Genomic DNA, 18,089 nt, shown 5'->3' with positions numbered 1-18,089 from the left:
ATTATATACCTATATGAGGTTTCTCGTAACTGGTCACAAAGGATTTATCGGCTCTCATATCTATAGTGAATTCAGTAACAAATATGAGGTATATGGATATGACATAGGCGATTCTTTCCTAGATGCGAAATTTGATGTAATAGTGCATATGGCCGCGAGAGGACTAATCAGAAAATCCATAGAGATGCCGTATGATTATTTTCAGGACGATCTTGCATTGGTTCTTAAATTCTTGGAGATAGCAAGGAAAGATGATAGCATCTTCATATTTCCGAGCTCTGGTTCGACCGCAGAACCAACCAATCCATATTCATTGTCAAAGAAACAAGCCGAGGAATGGATAAAACTTTATGGCAAACTTTACGGTCTTCAATACTATATCCTAAGGTTCTTCAACATTTATGGGGATGGGTCTAGAAAGGGAGCAGTTTATCTATTCACAAAAGCTGCTCTATTTGATGAAGAAGCTGTGGTATACGGAGATGGTAGTCATATAAGAGATTTTCTCTACGTTGGAGATGTCCCCAGAACCATAGAGAGACTTCTAAATGAAAAATATAGAAGGGGAGAATATGAAGTAGGTTCTGGGAAGGGGACATCCGTAAATGATCTTATCTCTCTTATAGAGCATATTACCGGAAAACGCTTAAAGGTTAGGCATGAGAATTACATATTGCCAGAGGCTGAAAAGCTTATTGCATTGAACACAGTCGTTAAGGATCCAACGCCACTTGATGCAGGGATCAAAAAGGTAATAGAATTCATTAGATCTGACTCTAAGAATGATGTTCGGAAATAACATTTCATATGAATATATATGCTGGATTGAAATCTGCATTACAATATATCGTATCTACTGAATATTTTTATATTATCCACATCTTTATTCGATATAATATGAGAACCCTGTATTGAATTGACAAAATATCATCATGCTCGGTTCTATATTAAAAATTCTGATCTTTTTCCAACATCGCATTTAATAAATATGATCCTTTTAGCATAGAGATCATATTCAGAATGAATAGAAGGATACGTATAGAAAATCAAGGGATAAATTTACAGATAGCTTTACACCGCGCCTCTGGATTAAAAACTCAATGTGCAATAAAATTTATCCATATTTCAATTATTGCATTTATTATAATTTTTGCAAGACTTTTAAATTGGTAATATAGTATATTATAATAATGTTTTAATACATTTTACAAATCTCGGTCAATGGCCGCTGAGGGAAGACTCATAGATGTATCAAAAGCTACCATGACCAACAGTACGTTGAGAGTATCCATAACGAGGAGGATCGCAGAAATTCTTGACGTCAAGGAAGGCGATATCATAGGATATTATCAGAAGGACGACAAGATTTATCTCAGAGTTATAAGGTGAAAGACATTGAACGGATGTGATATAGATATTGATTGATGAACAGTAACCATAATACCGTACCCTTTTTTCTATCATTAATTTAAAATTTTTATATTTTAATATTTCAAGATTATGTAATCTGTCATACTAAACAACCAATATATAAAGCAAGCCTGTACGCTCAATATGAACGTTAAAAAGTTTTCTGTTCTGCTTATAGTGGCAATGACTCTGCTGACGTTTTCACTGGCTGGAGTTGGCCTTACCTATACCGGCCATTCGAAAAATACGAAATATGATATAGCCGGTGCATATCAATCGAGTGTTCATAATAACAGGTATAGAAGCCTTTACAGCCTAATCAGTCCTGTTTACAGATCCTCGCTCATTAAATCCATAATAAATTCTGCATATATGGCAAACAGTCCGTATGTATCGTCTTCCGGTGATGGAAATGCGCCACTGCTTGTGAACACCATAAACACGCTGAACAATAATATCTACAGCGGAAATAACATTGGAACGAATTTCTTCGGAATAACAGGCGCCGCTTATGATGGATCGAACGGCAACATCTATGTGGCTGCAATGGAGCAGGGATCTGTCAGTAGTAGGAGCGTTCAGAGCGATCTGAATGGTACATTGATCGTGGTCAATGCCACGCACGATACCATAGTGTCCACCATACATCTGGAGATCTCCTCTCCAACGTGGGTACTGTATGATTCGGTTAATGGATATCTATACGTTTCAAGTTCCTCAAATGATTCGATAAGTGTTGTAAACCCAGGCCTATCCAAAGTTATCTCCAATATACCGCTTAACAGCAGTGATGGACTGCCACTGTCCCTTACGTACAACACCATGAACGGTACAGTCTATGTCTCCATGGACGGCGGTATAGCATCCATAGTTGGAACTCAGGCTGTATCATACGTATCAAGAACCACAACGGCAGGCGTACTATCCATGGCCTATGATCCATACAATGACTACCTATACGCAGCACAGCCAGCAGGCTTCAACAATGTAAGTAAAACGAATCTGACCAAGGACGTCGGCGTTGTGCAGGTCTTCAACGCAAGGAACTTCGAACTCATAACGAACTACACCATCGGAGGATTCGCTGACTCTGTCTCATATTATGATAATCAGATCTTCGTGACAGGCCCTCTTAGCCAGAATCTCACAATAATCGGCTCAAGCATCAAAAATGTGTCTATCGGGTATGGAACTCTATACAATTATATGAACAGTTACAATGGATACGACTATGCAGTATCCGATTTCAACACGAGCCTGATGCATGACATATTCAATTCGATATACGACGTAATTCACAATAAAACATTCTCATACAATGCAACTCTTGCCGAGATCTTCGGAGGCGATCTTAAGGTCATAGATCCATCAACGTCAAGCATAGTTTTCAGCCATGAATTCAGTATACTGCCCCTCTTCATGGCATTCGATCCAATGAACGGCACCGCATTTCTGACAGATTCATTGAGGGGAACGGTGACAGGTATAACATCATCGTTCGGTATATATTCCGATCATTTTACAAGCACTCCGTTCTCCAGCGTCATCGATGGCATGAACGGATATCTCTACGTATCCGATCCACTTGAAGGCCTCATACTTGTCTACAATTCCACCAATGAAAGATTCGTGGGATCAATAGATACCCATGGCTTGCCCACATCTCTGGTGTACGATTCGCACAATGGATACGTGTATGCGGTCGATATCTACACCGATTCCGTCATCGAAATAGATGGAACGTCTATATTAGACGGGACGTTCCAGATGCTGCCAAGGGCAGGTATCAGCGTCGTAAACGAATCCGGTGTTCTCCAGTCCGAATTCAGGTTCCCAGCAATGGCCACGTCTGCTCTGTACGATCCGGTGGACAATTCCATCTACATATCGCTGGCCCTCATTTCCCAGATCAATGGGGTGTACGATGAGCTTGAATACATCAACATGACGAGCGATACGAGATCATTCATACAGCTGGGGCTCTCCTCAAACGGTGTTGGAGTTGCTGGAGGATTAACTTATAATACCACGAACGGTATGGTCTACGTGGCATACTACACTAGCATAAGCCCAGGTACCCGTGCCTTCTCCGAGATATCCGGAACCACCGTCGTAAGAAACGTCACCTATCCTTCGAACATTTCTCCCGACTGGTACATCGCACAGGTCCCGATCACGATAACATATGATCCGATACATGATTTCATAATAATACCGACGTACGAGGGCTTCGCAGTCTTTAACAATACTGTTTTCACAGGTTTCTATCCGATCTTCAATGCGACAAATTCAATATTCAGGATAATCACGTCTGCATACTACGTGCAGTCGATGGATATGATAATCACCGATGATTTCGCCACTGCGTCGAATGCCAGCGGCCATACATACGTCTCAGGGCAGGTCTCATTCATCAATGCATCCAGCATGGAACTTATCGGAAACGTCACAGTAGGTGAAGGGCCCGTATCGACAGCCGTATCTCAGAACGGTCTCATATACGTATCCAACCTCATATATGGAACCATATCGGTATTGACAAATCGCACGAACGACGTTGGGACGTTGATAATAACCGATGAATATACAAACTCGACCGCAACTCTGAACGGACAGCCCATAATACTGATAAACGGAAATGCCACAGAAACGGTCACTCCAGGCTTCTACTACATAAACGTCAGCAAGGACGGGTATTATCCATACTCCAACTTCGTATACGTCGCTCCCATGACAACGAACCACGTCACCGTATACATGAAGCCAATATCGTCATACGGATACCTTCAGGGCTTCATCGACCCTTCCTACGCCCACATATCTGCAGACGGCGTATCGATACCTGTTTCAAATGGCTACTTCAACCAGTCCCTGACCCCGGGATTTTATTATATAAGTGCATTTGCTCCAGGATACAGCACCGCGCTCATTGAGGTAAACATATCGCAGGGTAAGACGACGACGGTGAACCTGGCTCTTCAGAAGATATCCAGATATGGTATGATAAACGGAAATATGATGCCGTTCAACGCCTCCGACAGTCCATCGGTATTGATCAATGGAACCGTTGCAGCGCTCAACCTCACCGGATATTTCTCGGCCACCGTTCCATACGGCACATACACAGTATCTGCATATGAAAACGGCTATTATCCGCTTTCCATAACGATCAATGTATCCAGCACCGAAACAAATGTATCGCTTAAGCTGGCCAAGGAGCCCGCACCGACATCCACAGCCGCGAATTCCGGGATCGACGCCTACGGTTACAATGCCACCGTGACCACACCGAAGAATGTGAACGATTCCATAGTACTTAACTACACCGCAACCAGCGGAAGCATAGTGATCCAGGTACCGCTCCAGTATCTGAAGAATGCAACCATATCCGACATTCTCAACAGTAAGGTCTACATCAACGGCACGCAGTATAAGAATTTCAGCATTGTGATAAACTCGAATTACAGCGTCTATCTTGTCGTATACGGCGTCAACGGAGATCCGCAGCTGAGATGGGTCTATGTCCCGTCGACCGTAAGCACTCCTCCGCCTTCACCCACACCGACGCCTATAACGACGAAGCTTCCGAAGATCAGCTACCTCGATATCTATCTCATAGCGGGAATCCTTGCCATAGTGGTCGTAGTGGCTGCGGTCGCTGCGATATTCTACAGGAGGCGCAGATAAGCTGGTGTAGCATAGATGCTGAGCAGGCTAGCGATGACCATCATCACACTGGCAGTGGTTACGACCACCATCACAGCAGAAGCGGTGGTGGTTGACAATTACCATTACATGCGAAATCTAAGCCCACAATCTCTGATCCCTACGAACGATACCTCACTCATATTCCTGAACGAGGATCATCAACAGGTATATGCGTTCGTCAGGAACGGGAGTTTGGGTCTCATTCTGCCGTACAGCATAACCGATCTGATCCTGGCAAGGGCAAAGCTCTCCGGATACATGAGCATGGGAAACATAACGGTCAGTTTATTCTCCACATATATGAATATAGAGATATTCAGCATATCGAATATTTCTTTGAAGAACCTATCTGAGAACGAGATCAGAGCCATAGATCTGTTGAGCTGGAATAACAATGGACCACACATCGAGAGAATCTATATATCAGATAACATCGATGGAAATGTGGTTATGGGCAATCTATCCGCGGTGGAGTCAGCCATATATTCATATCGCATGGGCATAAATGGATCGTCGGAGACATTAAGCGATCTCAACAAAAGCGCAGGGATATCCATATTCCTCAATTATGTCGGAAATGGCATAGCGTCAGTCGGAGTGAATCACACTGCAGATCGAACCTATTTATTCATACACTTTACATCCACAGGCAATATGACAAAATTCATGGAATACTACCAGCTGCTGCTTCTGCAATATATGGTACCTCCGTTGCCGATGAAAACGATCGGTCAATCGACCATAGAGATCATATTCTCGGGTTCATTCTATTCCTTCCTGTCATTCCTGTCCTCATACTGGAACCTCATCCAGCAGTACAGAAATGGTAATGTATTATGATCTCCAGACGAATACGTTCTTCAAATATATCGAAGTTCATACATCTGACTAGATTCTATCTGAACGAAACATACTCCTCCAGGATATTCCACATCTCCGTCGTATTGATCGTCATAATCTCAGCCATCATGGCGTATATCAACTTCTCCATATCTTATTCTTCGGATTTTCCAATCAGAAGCGCTTCATATATACTGCACAGAATAAACGGTTCGGAACACATACTCATCTCATACTATCTGTGGTCAATACCATATCAAGCGATCATTGTCTTCGTTACTTCCATGATAACGGCCTTCATAGCTGCGGGAAATCAGGAGAGCAGAACCAGATACCTTCTTGGATCCCTTCCCGTCCCACGCTATTTAGACGTACTTTCAAGATACGCAGCAAGCGCATTCTTATCTTATGCCGTGGTTATTGTGTACTTCCTTTTCAGTGTAGCCTCTGTATCCGGCGGATCCAGGACGCTTCCGCCAACACAGGCGTACATTTCCATACTGTTCGTATTTCTCATCGTACTTGCGATATCTGCAGTCACGCTGTCCGCTGCCATGGCCACATCCAGAGTACTGGTCTCTGTCATCATCGTGTTCACCTCATACTTCGTCATACTTTCCTCCCTGGATCTGGCGTTTGACCTGTTCGGCATGCCATCGCCCTTGTTCCTGATAAATAACGATGTTTCAGCCATATCCGGAATCTATTCCAACGTGAATTTGCTCCCCTTTGGAAATCCAGGAACGATTGCACCTGAACCGTTCACCTATCTCTTTCTGCAGGCGTTCACACTGGTCGTTTATACATGCATTTTCCTGACGATCTCCATATCCATATATTCGTGGAGGGATATCACATGACCGCGATCCTTGAGCTTAGAGACGTGAAGAAAACTATAGGAAAGACAGCAGCTCTGAACGGTGTCTCGATCGAAATCGATGAACCTGGTTTCTACGGCATGATGGGTCCAAATGGCGCAGGGAAATCCACTCTGCTTAAGATAATACTTGGACTCATCCGACCAGACTACGGAACAGTATCGATAATGGGCAAATGCGTCCAATTCGGATACGGCGGTCAACATGCTAGCGGGATCGTTGAAACACCTGAATTCCCCTCCTATCTTAGGATCTCAAATATTGCAAGGTTCATCGGACTCATGCGCGGCCTTTCCGATTCTGAAATCGATGAGAATCTTCGATCTCTGTGCATCACCGCAAATCTGTGCGATCTCCTGGATAGGAGATATGGAACGCTATCGCAAGGAATGAAGCAGCGTTTTGCCATCCTATCAGCCTTCATTGGATATCCGAAGGTCGTTGTCCTCGATGAACCGTTGAACGGCGTTGACGCATATAATGCGAATCTGATATTGGATTTTCTACGAAAGGCAAAGGATATGGGCATGGTTGTTCTTTCAACCTTCCACGATCCTGATCAATTCAGAGATCTATGCGATCGCATATTCATCCTTATTGATGGCAAAATTGAATCTGATGCCACACAATACAGAAACAGAAGAATTTTCAAGATAAGATCCGAACTCGTCTCTGATCGCGTTGAAGGTTGCAGAAATATCGGTAATTATCTCGTATTCGGACTGGATGAAAATTCGATCGATGCATTGGAGCTCGCACGCCGTCTCCATTTGGGTATTGATAGGATAGAGACCGGGGACGGCCTCCGCGAATACTATCATCTCATTCTTCAGGATCATTACCGAAATGATCGGAATTATAAATAAAATCCCAGGGGATCAACCATTTCAAGAGATTATACAATGATCAGTATAGATCCGAGGCATCGTCTCAGATTATTTTGAACAACATTTATTACATCATTTTACCATTATTAATCAGAGTTGACTTGCTATGTCAGATCATCCGAAGACCATGGCTGAGAAAATACTGGGCCGCGCGGCCGGAAGAAGTTCAATAGCTGGTGATTACGTCTGGGCTGTTCCTGATGTTGTCTATCTGAACGATCTCATGGGCCCTGTAGCCCTATCGGTGATAAGAAGAATGGGCATAGCGAAGATCAATTACGGGGGGAAGCTCATATTCATAGTGGATCACATATATCCCCCTAAGGATGTACCAAGTGCAAACAACGTAAACATAATAAGGGAATACGCTGAGGAAAATGGATTTGCCTTCATACAGGGAGGCGAAGGGATAGAACATACTGTTCTGATAGAGAAGAAGCTGGTAAGGCCTGGCGATCTTGCGGTGGGAACTGATTCGCACACGGTGACGTTGGGCGCCGTTGGATGCATGGGCGTCGGCATGGGAATAACCGATGTTTCCGCGATCATGGCGCTGGGAAAGAACTGGTTCCTTGTTCCGGAAAGCATCATGATAGATCTTAAAGGAAGACTTAGAAAATATGTATCTGGTAAAGACATAATCCTCAACGTGCTGAAGATTCTCAGGGAAGATGGAGCAAACTACATGTCCATGGAATTCCACGGGGAAGCCATAGGGCATCTTTCGATCGATCAGAGGATGGCCATAGCAAATATGACCGTTGAAGCTGGCGCCAAGGCCGGGATGATAGAACCAGATAAACTTGTGGGCAGATTCTTCGATATCGATGAGGAAGATCTGAGAGATGTCAGATCGGATGAAGGAGCTCATTTTGCACAGAGAGTGGACGTCGATCTTGATTCCCTCGGACCTCAAATTGCTATACCGTACTCCCCTGCAAATGTCCATGATGTTAAGAAATACGTTGGCGTTAGGGTCGATCAGGTGTACATAGGCAACTGTGCGAATGGTACAATAACGGACCTTCGTGAGGCTGCTGAAATATTGAGAAATAGAACGGTGGCAAAAAACGTCAAGCTCATAATAGTGCCAGGTTCCAGAAACGTTTACAAGCAGGCTTTAAATGAGGGGCTTATAGATATTTTCCTTGATGCTGGTGCTGTCATATCACCTCCAAACTGTGGTGCATGCGCAGGTCTGCATATGGGCGTCCTCGGTGATGGAGAAACCGCAATATCAAACACGAACAGAAATTTCAAGGGGAGGATGGGAAGCTCTGAATCGAGAGTGTATCTGGCCAACACCTATGTTGCAGCCGCCGCGGCTCTTGATGGAAGGATCATAGACCCGGAGGTATCATTATGAAGGGTAGGGTATTTCTGATCGGTGACAACATCGATACTGATGTCATCGCTCCAGCTGGATACCTGCATCTGGGTATTCCTGCATTGAGGGATCATGTCCTGGAGGCCGTAAGGCCAGATTTTCATACACTCGCTAGACCCGGAGACATAATCGTGGCGGGCAGGAATTTTGGATACGGTTCTTCAAGGGAACAGGCTCCTGCCGTACTGAAAGATGTTGGAATAAGCCTGATTCTGGCCAGATCATTTGCCAGGATATTCTTCCGTAACTCCATAAATATAGGGCTTCCGCTGGGTATCATAAAGGATATGAATGGCATAAAGGATGGAGATATTGTTAATTACGATATCAAATCGGGAAAGCTATACGATGATTCCGGGAACATAATCGCATTGTTTGCAGGACCGTCAGGTCCACTTTCGGAGATACTGGCTGAAGGTGGCATGGTAAACTTCATAAAAATGAAACTTGGAATGAAATGATAAAATCGAACGAAGACGTTTTACTATACGTTTATCGATGCACGAAATCTCATATGACCGGATATGCCCTCATCTGAATTTTGATTAATAAATTTACCAAAGCTTAAATATAGAATGATGATTGTATTTATATGTATTATCTTACCTTCAGCATCTCCAGCGAATGCGGATTGTCCGATGCAGCTTACAATACCCAGTCGAAGCTATTCATCCTCAATGTGCTCACGGAGGATTTCAAAATGAATTCCGTTGTGGCCATAACCAGGTCTGATGACATACCAGGGCTCAAGGGCCATCTGATCAAGGATTTCAACTCTCTAAATATATCCAGACAGAAAAAATACAGCCTGATCATCGGCCGGAAGATTTCCCATGGTATAATGGGATCTATAGAAAAGAATGGAGGCATGCCCATCTATCCGTTGCTCGCAAACGATGGGGTAGAAGTATTTCAGGTCCTCGTACTGGATAAGGAGAAGGTAGATGCGATACTTGATGCGGTATCAAGATACAATCATATTGAAAGCTTTGATTCCATGAGGCTGGAGGCATCCATTTCAATACCAGCCATAATGGCTTCCAGCATGTCCGATATAATGTTCGATCTGACAGATACCGAAAAGAACGTTCTTTTAAACGCATACAGGATGGGTTATTTTTCATGGCCAAGAGGTAATGATCTCTCCAATCTAGCTGCTTACTTGAAGATGGCCAAGCCGACGGCTCTATATCACCTTAGAAATGCAGAGAAGAAGATAATGAAGATGCTATTCTGGCACTGAAATTTAAAAAAATATCTACGCTTCAAAAATTATGGAAATAAAGAGATAAAAAATTTTTGAAGAACTATATCTTCACGACGCGATCTGCTCAACGCGGAGCCTGGATGCTTTCGGTCCGAGAATTGCGAGGTCAAGCACCACTATGATAATGAAGACCCATATTATACCGAACGATGCGAGGACTCCATGCGGCAGGAAGAACGCAGTTATTATTGGCACCAGTATGGAGGTGGATATACGGCTCACGCTGTAAACCGTTCCAGCGGCGGTTGGCCTGACCCTTGTTGGAAATATCTCTGCCTGATAGGTGTGGAAGAAGTTTGAGAAGTTCCATAATGTGAACGTAACGATAAAACCGAGTATGATAACGGCAACGACGTTTGCCTCTATGGCGAACAGAGTACCTACTACGCCGGCAACCAGTGCGCTGGTTATGATCCCCCATTTCCTCTCAACTTTGTCTATTATGAAGATGTTGAAGATGCTACCGAAGAAGAATCCAGAATAGATCAGGAATGTGAACTCAAGCGTGTGCACCAGCGATATGCCCTTGGCTAGAAGGAACAGAGGAGCAAGAGAAACGAACCCATAGAATATTCCACTCTGGAAGAACTGGAATATGAGCATCATTATGGTTCTGCTCCTTATGTCCGGAGCAAATATGTCTCTGTACCTCGATTTCTTAGGTGAAATATCCGTGCTTTCCCTGACATCAGGGAGTTTCGCCATGTTCTTCTCCTTCATGATCCTCTCTTCCCAGTTACTGACGATCTTATCGGCTTCATCGTATTTGCCATGAACCTCAAGCCATCTCGGGGATTCACTTAGTCTCGTACGCACCGCCCATATAGCTATGCCCACTATACCCATGAACCAGAATATTATCCTCCACGAATAGAACGGTGGCGCTATCACCTTCATCTCATAGACCAGAAATGCGATCACCGGACCTGCGGTAACAGCTATGGTGTATACGGTGGCCAGTCTCTTTCCACGTTCTCTTCCCGGCATCATCTCAGTTGTGAACGTGTCAACTATCGGGAACTCACCGCCCACACCGATTCCTCCTATGAAGACGAACACAGCTATCAATATGGCTGAAGACATCAGGCCGGCCAAAATCATGCCAACGGAGAATACCAGAAGATTGTACAGAAACACCGTCCTCCTTCCCTTCTGATCCCCGAGCCAGCCGAAGAATATACTGCCGATGAATTCGCCAAGGAAGAAAGAGGTAGGCACAACCAGTGTAGCCAGCACATGGCTGAAGTGAAGGACGGTGGCCACAAGCGCAAGTATCGCACCGTTTCCAAGCAGCATCAGCGTTTCTGCCCATTCCCCTCCCGTCACCATGAGCAGAAAATTTCTCTGGGGCGTCCCAAATGGCAGCCTTTCTAGCCTATCTGAGACGCTACCCGTATATTTCTTTTCCTCGACCATGATATGTTAATGTTTTACCCACATCATAAATTATCGATCTAACATGTTATAATTATTTCAAAATCAATAGATAACAATTTAATATATTTCATATTACGTTCTTCCTTCGCAATATATCGATCTCCTCTCTGGAATATCCAAGATCAGCAAGTATCTCATCATTGTCTCTCCCCAGAGAAGGTGGATCACCTTCGCGATACGTGTTCAGTGGTGAAGTGGGAACATAAAGATCCTTACCATTATAGGATTCTCTTGCCATCTTCCTGGAAGCATGCACATCAGATATGAGATCCCATGGCCTGTTCAGGGTAGCATAGCTAATGTTGGATTTTTCCAGTTTACCGATCAATTCCCTTTCTTCATACTGTCCGATGACGTTTTGGAGATACGGGATTAGCGATTTCCTGTTCTCATACCTTGCCTTGTTGGTTGGGTATTTATCCTGAATATCGAGAGAAAATTCACTGCAGAAGTGCCTCCACTGCTCGTCGGTGGTGACCGCAACGAAGACATCCTTAAGATCCTTTGTCTTGAAGAAATCGTATATGCCCCATGCGAACCCTTCTTCGTTTATCGGTTTCAGTTCCTGTCCGGTTATCTGATAGGTTGCGATGTGCTGTCCGACAAAAAACATAGAGGTCTCAAACAGCCCTACCGATATCTTCTTCCCCTTGCCCGTCCTTTCAACCTCAGACAGAGCATTCATCACATTCATGACGCCGAACATAGCAGCACCCATATCGACGATGGAGGCGCCCACCCTCATCGGCCTTCCGGTCAGGCCCGTCATGTAGGCCAGACCGCTGTGTACTTCGATCGGATAATCCAGCGACTTTCTCCTCTCATATGGGCCGTCACCATATCCTCTGATCGAAAGATAGACTATCCGTGGATTAACATCAGCGATCCTCTCATAGGAGAGACCCAGAGAATCCATCGCACCGTATCCAAGGTTATCAATTATTACGGAAGACGTCGAAACAAGTTTCAAGAATATTTTACGACCGTCCTCGCTCTTGAGATCTATCGTTATGCTCTTCTTTCCTCTGTTGTAGAATGGAAATGCTCCAGCGCTTGATCCGGTCAGAGATCTCGCTATGTCGCCACTCCCTGGCCTCTCTATCTTTATAACCTCGAATCCCATGTCTGAGAGCAGAAGACCCGCGGTTGGGCCTGCAACTATATGACCTATCTCAAGAACTCTCATGAACCTCACCGTATATCTTTACAACATCGTCCAGACGAAACGCCCTTCCTTCTATGACGGAGTGATCCTTCACCATCTGCACTATCTTTCGGATCTCACTATCGGTAGCATTTATACCTCTGGAGGAAAGGGCCGCCCTGATCGCATTCCTTCCCGCATAAACGTTGAATGAATAGTGATCTGAGGGAAAGGATCCTGCATGAGTACCTGCTGTAACCGTCTCCACGTTTCTGCCAAGAACAGGCATATTATCCATAAAGAAGCGTGATCCTATTTTATTCATGATCAGATCGAAGACATATTCGTAGGCTCTTCTGAACGCTTTGATGTCGTATTTCTCAATACCTATATCGTTCAGATACCTTGCAATCGTTATTTCATCGCTTATCCCGTTCCTTTCGCCGATACCCATCACGGTAGTATCAACATGATCTGCACCAGCGTCTATTCCGGCGATGGCCTCCGCAATTGACAGGCCTAGGTCATTGTGGCAGTGTATTTCTACCGCCACATCCAAATTTTTCTTGACCTCTCTGACGATACTCACCATCCTATTAGGCGTTCCGGCTCCCTTGGTGTCGGGAAGCTGTACAACATCTGCACCGCACTCTGAAAATTTCTTCGCAATGCGCACGACATCATCAATGCCGTAGGAAACGACATCCACTATGGCTATCTCCACTGTTCTGCCGTATTTTTTTGCATGCTTGATGCTTAGGCATATATCCTCCATATCAAAGGAACCAAAGGGAAGATGAAGAGATATGTTGGCACCAGTTTGAGCTATTACATCTATGTCATCGATCACCGTTCTTCCAAGGGCGAAAACCTCGGAGAACAATCTTTCTGAAACTATCTTCTCGGTTACCTCTACCTCTGAAGCATGGGCGGATGGATATGAAACAAGCGCACGTTTAACACCGGCTTCAGAGATCATCCTCGCAATCCTGATCTTCTCGTCAACGGTGAAGGAAAGACCTGGAGTCTGAAGCCCTTCACGGAGAGTGTCGTCAGTGAGCATAATAATTGATTGGTAGTGATTATTTTAATAAGGCATCTAACATGTTTTATCCCTTGCGTCTACTTATGCCTGGTATTCTCAGTCTGAATTTCCTCGTCTGGCTCGTCGCCTGCTTCTGCTTCCTCACGGTATGGGCCGCCTCTCCAATTATAAGGCCGGTGGCGAAGAACAGCAGAATGGAGAAGACGTCTCCGTTCACCGCCGGAAAGAAGAAGAGCACAGTAAGCCTCCCTATGAAGGCCAGGGACCATACAGAGACAACCCATACAGGTCTCTTATAGTATGTCCTCTGACTCTTTGTGAAGAATATTATGCTTTTGGATGTGTGAAATGATACATAGACACCAAGGATAAAAGCGAAAATAGACACGATCATTGACACGATCAGCATATTGAATGAAACAGCAACTGTGAATATCAGATACAGGAGTGGGGAAAGAAATATGGATCTTCTTGAAAACTTGCCTCCAAAGGCTGTTCTATATGTCTTCCTCAGTAGCAAGATGCCTAATATTAACCCGTATGAAATGTACTTGAACGCAAGGAGATAATGCATCACAAGGCTGTATGCGAAAGTATACAGCCTGTCAAAGTCTATCACTCAATGATGATCGTTACGGTTGAATTAAGTTTACGCCAGATAGAAACGATATTTAGATAAAGCTTGATAAATGGAAGAGTCAGCTACTCCTCACTAAGGCTTCGGAGCTTGTTGCTGGTCTCCACTCCACCCATGAGTGAAGTTTCAGATTATCGCTCACTTGACCTATTGGTATAGTGAGGCTCATGGAGCGTGGCCGAATGCTTCAGCCGGTTATCCGAAGAACGTGCACACCCATTGATCTACTTAGCATATCCAGAAAGGCTATATCCCTGCGTTCTTGGTCGCAGTGCTGCCATAAGCTGAACTAAAATTTTATCATCAACGGGCGCATGAACAACGATGTCAGATAATCCATTTTTCGATAAATATGCTGAAGGTTATGCAAAAAGCGTTTCTCATGCTAAGGGTGCGGATCTTGATCTGCTCATGTCGATCATACCGGATGGTCTGAATAACTGTCTAGACGTCGCTACCGGTACTGGCTTCACAGCAGCCGCATTATCACAAAAATGCAGGCGCGTGATTGCCATAGATGAAACGGAAAATATGATAAATAAGGCACGGGATCTCATGAAGGATCGTGGCATAAAGAACGTGGAGTTCATCAAGACACAGTTTGAATCCTATGAGACCGATATCAAATTCGATGCCATCACAATACGGAGGGCTCTTCATCATTTCAACGACAAAAGCGCCTTCTTTAACAAAGCTTCGAAATTAATTGCCGAAAATGGGACCATAGCGATAGCAGATATGGTCTCACCAGAAGACGATGACGAAGACAACTTCAACATGCTGGAGAGAATCAGGGATCCAACGCATGTCGGTGCTCTCAAGATAAGCGAATATCGCAAATTGGCTGAACTTCATGGCCTCAAGATCTTATCTATGAATACGACCATTGAGGAACTGACCTTCGAAAAATGGCTTTATCCCGTACCGAAGGATTCTGAAGCTGGGAAGAAGTGCCTCTCGTTTCTGAATGGTCTTACATCGGATCAGTTGAGGAGAATTCGCTTCGATCCTGAGAAGATGGTACTGAGAAAGGAAAGGTTGATAATAGCTCTGACGAAGGCAGATCAGCCGAAGATATAGATGTAGACGGCCGTGATGATGAGTATGACTATCACGATCCTGTCTACGGTTACAGGATTTAGGTTCTTAAGCCCTGATAGAAGCCCCTTGTTGGCTGCATAAGATATCAATGCAAGGGCTATCACGCTCGCCCCCACAAAGGCGAATGATATGTAAAATATACCGTAATCGCCGTATATGCCGGCTGCCACGACGAAGGGTAGAACCGCTGGATCGGGTAGGACGCTAACCGTCAGCGCGGTTTCCTCGACTTTCGTTGATCTCCTCGATTCCATGATCGTGTTCATGAAAATGTAAAAACACACGATGCCTATTATGACGATGGCAATTATCTTAAATGAGACGAACCCAAAAAAGTACATACCAAGGAATATTATAGCCAGCGAAAGAGCGAGAGAGAGCAATGAGTGCGCAAAACCCAGAACAGAGGCTATGAATGCGGCGCTGGAAGCTTTCAATTTCCTTTTTATGGAAAGAGCTGCCAGTGGCAACCAGTGATCTGGAGCCACCATATGCAGCGAAGCGAGAAGTATGACCGAACCTAACAGGTAGATGAAATCAATCATCAGTTTTCCTTCTTCAGATACCTATCGAACCACTCGGTCTTTCTCTTCAGCCTGTCCAGCATGTTTTTTGGAACACCTGATCTGGCATGTTCATGATTATCGCCAGGATATCGGACCAGAGAGGCATCCACATTGTTGAGCTTAAGTGCAACGTAGAACTGTTCTGCTTGTTCTATTGGGCATCTGTAGTCCTCCTCTCCGGTTATGAGCATTGTCGGTGTCTTAACCTTCTTCACGTAGTTTATGGGTGAAAATTCCATCAATTTCTGCATGCCCTCACTGGAGTACGGATCCTTCAAGTCCAGTTCAAGCGTGTTGAACCAGAAGCCGATATCGCTTGTGCCTATCATGCTGAATAGGTTGGATATGGATCTTTCAGATATTGCGCAAGCAAATTCGTTCGTCTGCGTCACGATCCAGTTGGTCATATATCCTCCGTAGGAACCGCCGGTCACCCCGATCTTTCCTGTGAGCCCATATTTGATCCTGCATTCCTTTACGAACTTCTCTATGTACTGAAGATCCTTTCCACCCCAGTCGCCTATGCAGGCTTTCTCATATTCCTGCCCGTATCCTGTGCTTCCGGGAGGATTGCAGAACAGTATGTTGTATCCGTTGGAAAAGAAATACTGAAACTCTATGAAATACGTGTGTCCGTAAGCAGTGTGCGGACCACCATGTATGAAGAGTATGGACGGAGCATCCTTTGATGCTACCATGGCAAAGCATTCGCCGCCATCCATATCAAACGACTGCGCCTTTATACCTCTGATGTCTGGATTCAGGTCGTACTCAGAATCGAAACTGACCACCGATGGATGCACCATATCAGAATAGATGTAGGCGAGCGAACCTCTGAAGTCGAAGTCCACTATGTTGCGTTCCTCAGGCGTGATCCTCCTGACTTCGTCGCCGACTTCATAGACGAAAGAAGACGATCGATCCTGCCCAATGGCATATATTTTATTGCCGTAGAATAGAATCCTGTAATGCGAGCCACCAAAGGAATCTCCTATGACTGAGTTGTATGCATCCTTTCCAACTGATATCTCTAGATCCTCCTCAGGGAATACTATGTTTGAGACCCTGCCCACATCCAGTCCGTAGTAACCAGAAAAGGCTATTCTGCCAGAATCAGATATAGCGAAATCATTTATATCAGCAGAATCCTTCGTTATCCTCTTAAGCTTCTTTCCCTCTGCATCGATTTCAAAAAGATCGGTGAGACCATAATCGTTCGAATTTTCGGTTGTGGATATGACTATCCTGCCTCCGTTTGATCTTATACCTGTGACATCGAAATTTCCGGAATAGATCTTCTCCGGCTTCTCCCTTATCCTGTAAAGGGCATTATAGGAACGGAGAAGGCCACGCGCATTGAATCTATATTTTATATCATGGGCCTCAAATGGCAATGTATTATCCGTGGGCTCCTGCGCTATGACATAGATATCCTTCCCTATCAGGACGTAGTCCGAGATCTTCGCAAATGAGGCGATCTCCTTAGCCTCTGATAGATTATCAACACGCATCAGAGATTCCTTTTCCTTTGTGTATTTGATGTAGAAGAGCGAATTGCCGTATATCTTGGGATAGCGCTCATTTTCACCGAACGTAACCTGCACAATATTTCCAGATCGGTCCATCCGCTTTATAATAGAATGATATTCATCATTCCTGATGTACTTCTCCGTAAAATATACCCAGTCGCCATCTATAAATATATCGTTCGCAAACCTTACTTTATATGCCTGCATCGGATCCATAGCAATGAATTATCATATCATATAAGAAAATTGGCTT

Annotated in this window: 16 protein-coding genes; 10 read left to right on the top strand and 6 right to left on the bottom strand. The window is 44.4% G+C overall.

Annotated features, from left to right (window positions below; translation table 11 throughout):
* Positions 1 to 13 precede the first annotated feature (13 nt).
* The 9 genes from DMB44_RS03625 to DMB44_RS03590 all read left to right on the top strand — a co-directional run bounded on the left by DMB44_RS03625 (position 14) and on the right by DMB44_RS03590 (position 10,353).
* Positions 14 to 799: an NAD(P)-dependent oxidoreductase gene (locus DMB44_RS03625; protein ID WP_110640936.1), complete on the top strand. Its 786-nt coding sequence runs from the start codon at positions 14 to 16 to the stop codon at positions 797 to 799.
* A 422-nt stretch (positions 800 to 1,221) separates the two neighbouring features.
* On the top strand, positions 1,222 to 1,389 hold the full coding sequence (locus tag DMB44_RS09260; RefSeq protein ID WP_153280119.1) for a hypothetical protein: 168 nt from the start codon (positions 1,222 to 1,224) through the stop codon (positions 1,387 to 1,389).
* 165 nt (positions 1,390 to 1,554) lie between these two features.
* Positions 1,555 to 5,097 (top strand): YncE family protein, encoded by a 3,543-nt coding sequence (locus tag DMB44_RS03620; RefSeq protein WP_110640934.1) that lies wholly within the window; start codon positions 1,555 to 1,557, stop codon positions 5,095 to 5,097.
* 15 nt (positions 5,098 to 5,112) lie between these two features.
* On the top strand, positions 5,113 to 5,958 hold the full coding sequence (locus DMB44_RS03615; protein WP_153280118.1) for a hypothetical protein: 846 nt from the start codon (positions 5,113 to 5,115) through the stop codon (positions 5,956 to 5,958).
* Positions 5,955 to 6,818: a hypothetical protein gene (locus DMB44_RS03610; RefSeq protein ID WP_110640929.1), complete on the top strand. Its 864-nt coding sequence runs from the start codon at positions 5,955 to 5,957 to the stop codon at positions 6,816 to 6,818. Before DMB44_RS03615 ends, DMB44_RS03610 begins: the two co-directional genes overlap by 4 nt.
* On the top strand, positions 6,815 to 7,702 hold the full coding sequence (locus DMB44_RS03605) for an ABC transporter ATP-binding protein (RefSeq protein ID WP_161952086.1): 888 nt from the start codon (positions 6,815 to 6,817) through the stop codon (positions 7,700 to 7,702). Before DMB44_RS03610 ends, DMB44_RS03605 begins: the two co-directional genes overlap by 4 nt.
* A gap of 127 nt (positions 7,703 to 7,829) precedes the next feature.
* Positions 7,830 to 9,089: a 3-isopropylmalate dehydratase large subunit gene (locus DMB44_RS03600; RefSeq protein WP_110640925.1), complete on the top strand. Its 1,260-nt coding sequence runs from the start codon at positions 7,830 to 7,832 to the stop codon at positions 9,087 to 9,089.
* Complete coding sequence (locus tag DMB44_RS03595; RefSeq protein ID WP_110640923.1) at positions 9,086 to 9,571, top strand: 3-isopropylmalate dehydratase; 486 nt, start codon at positions 9,086 to 9,088, stop codon at positions 9,569 to 9,571. The genes DMB44_RS03600 and DMB44_RS03595 overlap by 4 nt, the downstream gene beginning before the upstream one ends.
* 131 nt (positions 9,572 to 9,702) lie before the next feature.
* Positions 9,703 to 10,353 carry a helix-turn-helix domain-containing protein gene (locus DMB44_RS03590; protein WP_110640921.1) on the top strand — a complete coding sequence of 217 codons (651 nt, stop codon included), beginning with the start codon at positions 9,703 to 9,705 and terminating at the stop codon, positions 10,351 to 10,353.
* Positions 10,354 to 10,425: 72 nt separating this feature from the next.
* Here the strand turns inward: DMB44_RS03590 and DMB44_RS03585 are convergent, their stop codons facing one another.
* From DMB44_RS03585 to DMB44_RS03570, 4 genes are all read right to left on the bottom strand, one after another.
* Complete coding sequence (locus DMB44_RS03585; protein WP_110640919.1) at positions 10,426 to 11,793, bottom strand: MFS transporter; 1,368 nt, start codon at positions 11,791 to 11,793, stop codon at positions 10,426 to 10,428.
* 88 nt (positions 11,794 to 11,881) lie between these two features.
* Complete coding sequence (locus DMB44_RS03580; protein ID WP_110640917.1) at positions 11,882 to 13,000, bottom strand: CaiB/BaiF CoA-transferase family protein; 1,119 nt, start codon at positions 12,998 to 13,000, stop codon at positions 11,882 to 11,884.
* Positions 12,987 to 14,021, bottom strand: coding sequence for a hypothetical protein (locus DMB44_RS03575; RefSeq protein WP_110640915.1), 1,035 nt, complete (start codon positions 14,019 to 14,021; stop codon positions 12,987 to 12,989). Before DMB44_RS03575 ends, DMB44_RS03580 begins: the two co-directional genes overlap by 14 nt.
* 46 nt (positions 14,022 to 14,067) lie before the next feature.
* Positions 14,068 to 14,622, bottom strand: a complete 555-nt coding sequence (locus DMB44_RS03570; RefSeq protein ID WP_110640913.1) for a hypothetical protein — start codon at positions 14,620 to 14,622, stop codon at positions 14,068 to 14,070.
* Positions 14,623 to 14,964: 342 nt separating this feature from the next.
* On the opposite strand from DMB44_RS03570, the gene DMB44_RS03565 reads away from it, so the two are divergent.
* The gene (locus tag DMB44_RS03565; protein ID WP_110640911.1) at positions 14,965 to 15,720 is read left to right on the top strand and encodes a class I SAM-dependent methyltransferase; all 756 of its coding nucleotides are present in this window, start codon (positions 14,965 to 14,967) and stop codon (positions 15,718 to 15,720) included.
* On the opposite strand, the gene DMB44_RS03560 is transcribed toward DMB44_RS03565, so the two are convergent.
* Positions 15,705 to 16,286 carry a hypothetical protein gene (locus DMB44_RS03560; protein WP_110640909.1) on the bottom strand — a complete coding sequence of 194 codons (582 nt, stop codon included), beginning with the start codon at positions 16,284 to 16,286 and terminating at the stop codon, positions 15,705 to 15,707. The genes DMB44_RS03565 and DMB44_RS03560 overlap by 16 nt on opposite strands.
* Entirely contained in the window at positions 16,286 to 18,052 is a 1,767-nt protein-coding gene (locus DMB44_RS03555) for a S9 family peptidase (protein ID WP_110640907.1), read from the bottom strand. Before DMB44_RS03555 ends, DMB44_RS03560 begins: the two co-directional genes overlap by 1 nt.
* Positions 18,053 to 18,089 lie beyond the last annotated feature (37 nt).

Origin of the sequence: Thermoplasma sp. Kam2015, assembly GCF_003205235.1 — an archaeon.
GTDB lineage: Archaea > Thermoplasmatota > Thermoplasmata > Thermoplasmatales > Thermoplasmataceae > Thermoplasma.
Note: the sequence above shows the minus strand (reverse complement) of the source record. Positions and strands in the feature narration are given on the sequence as shown.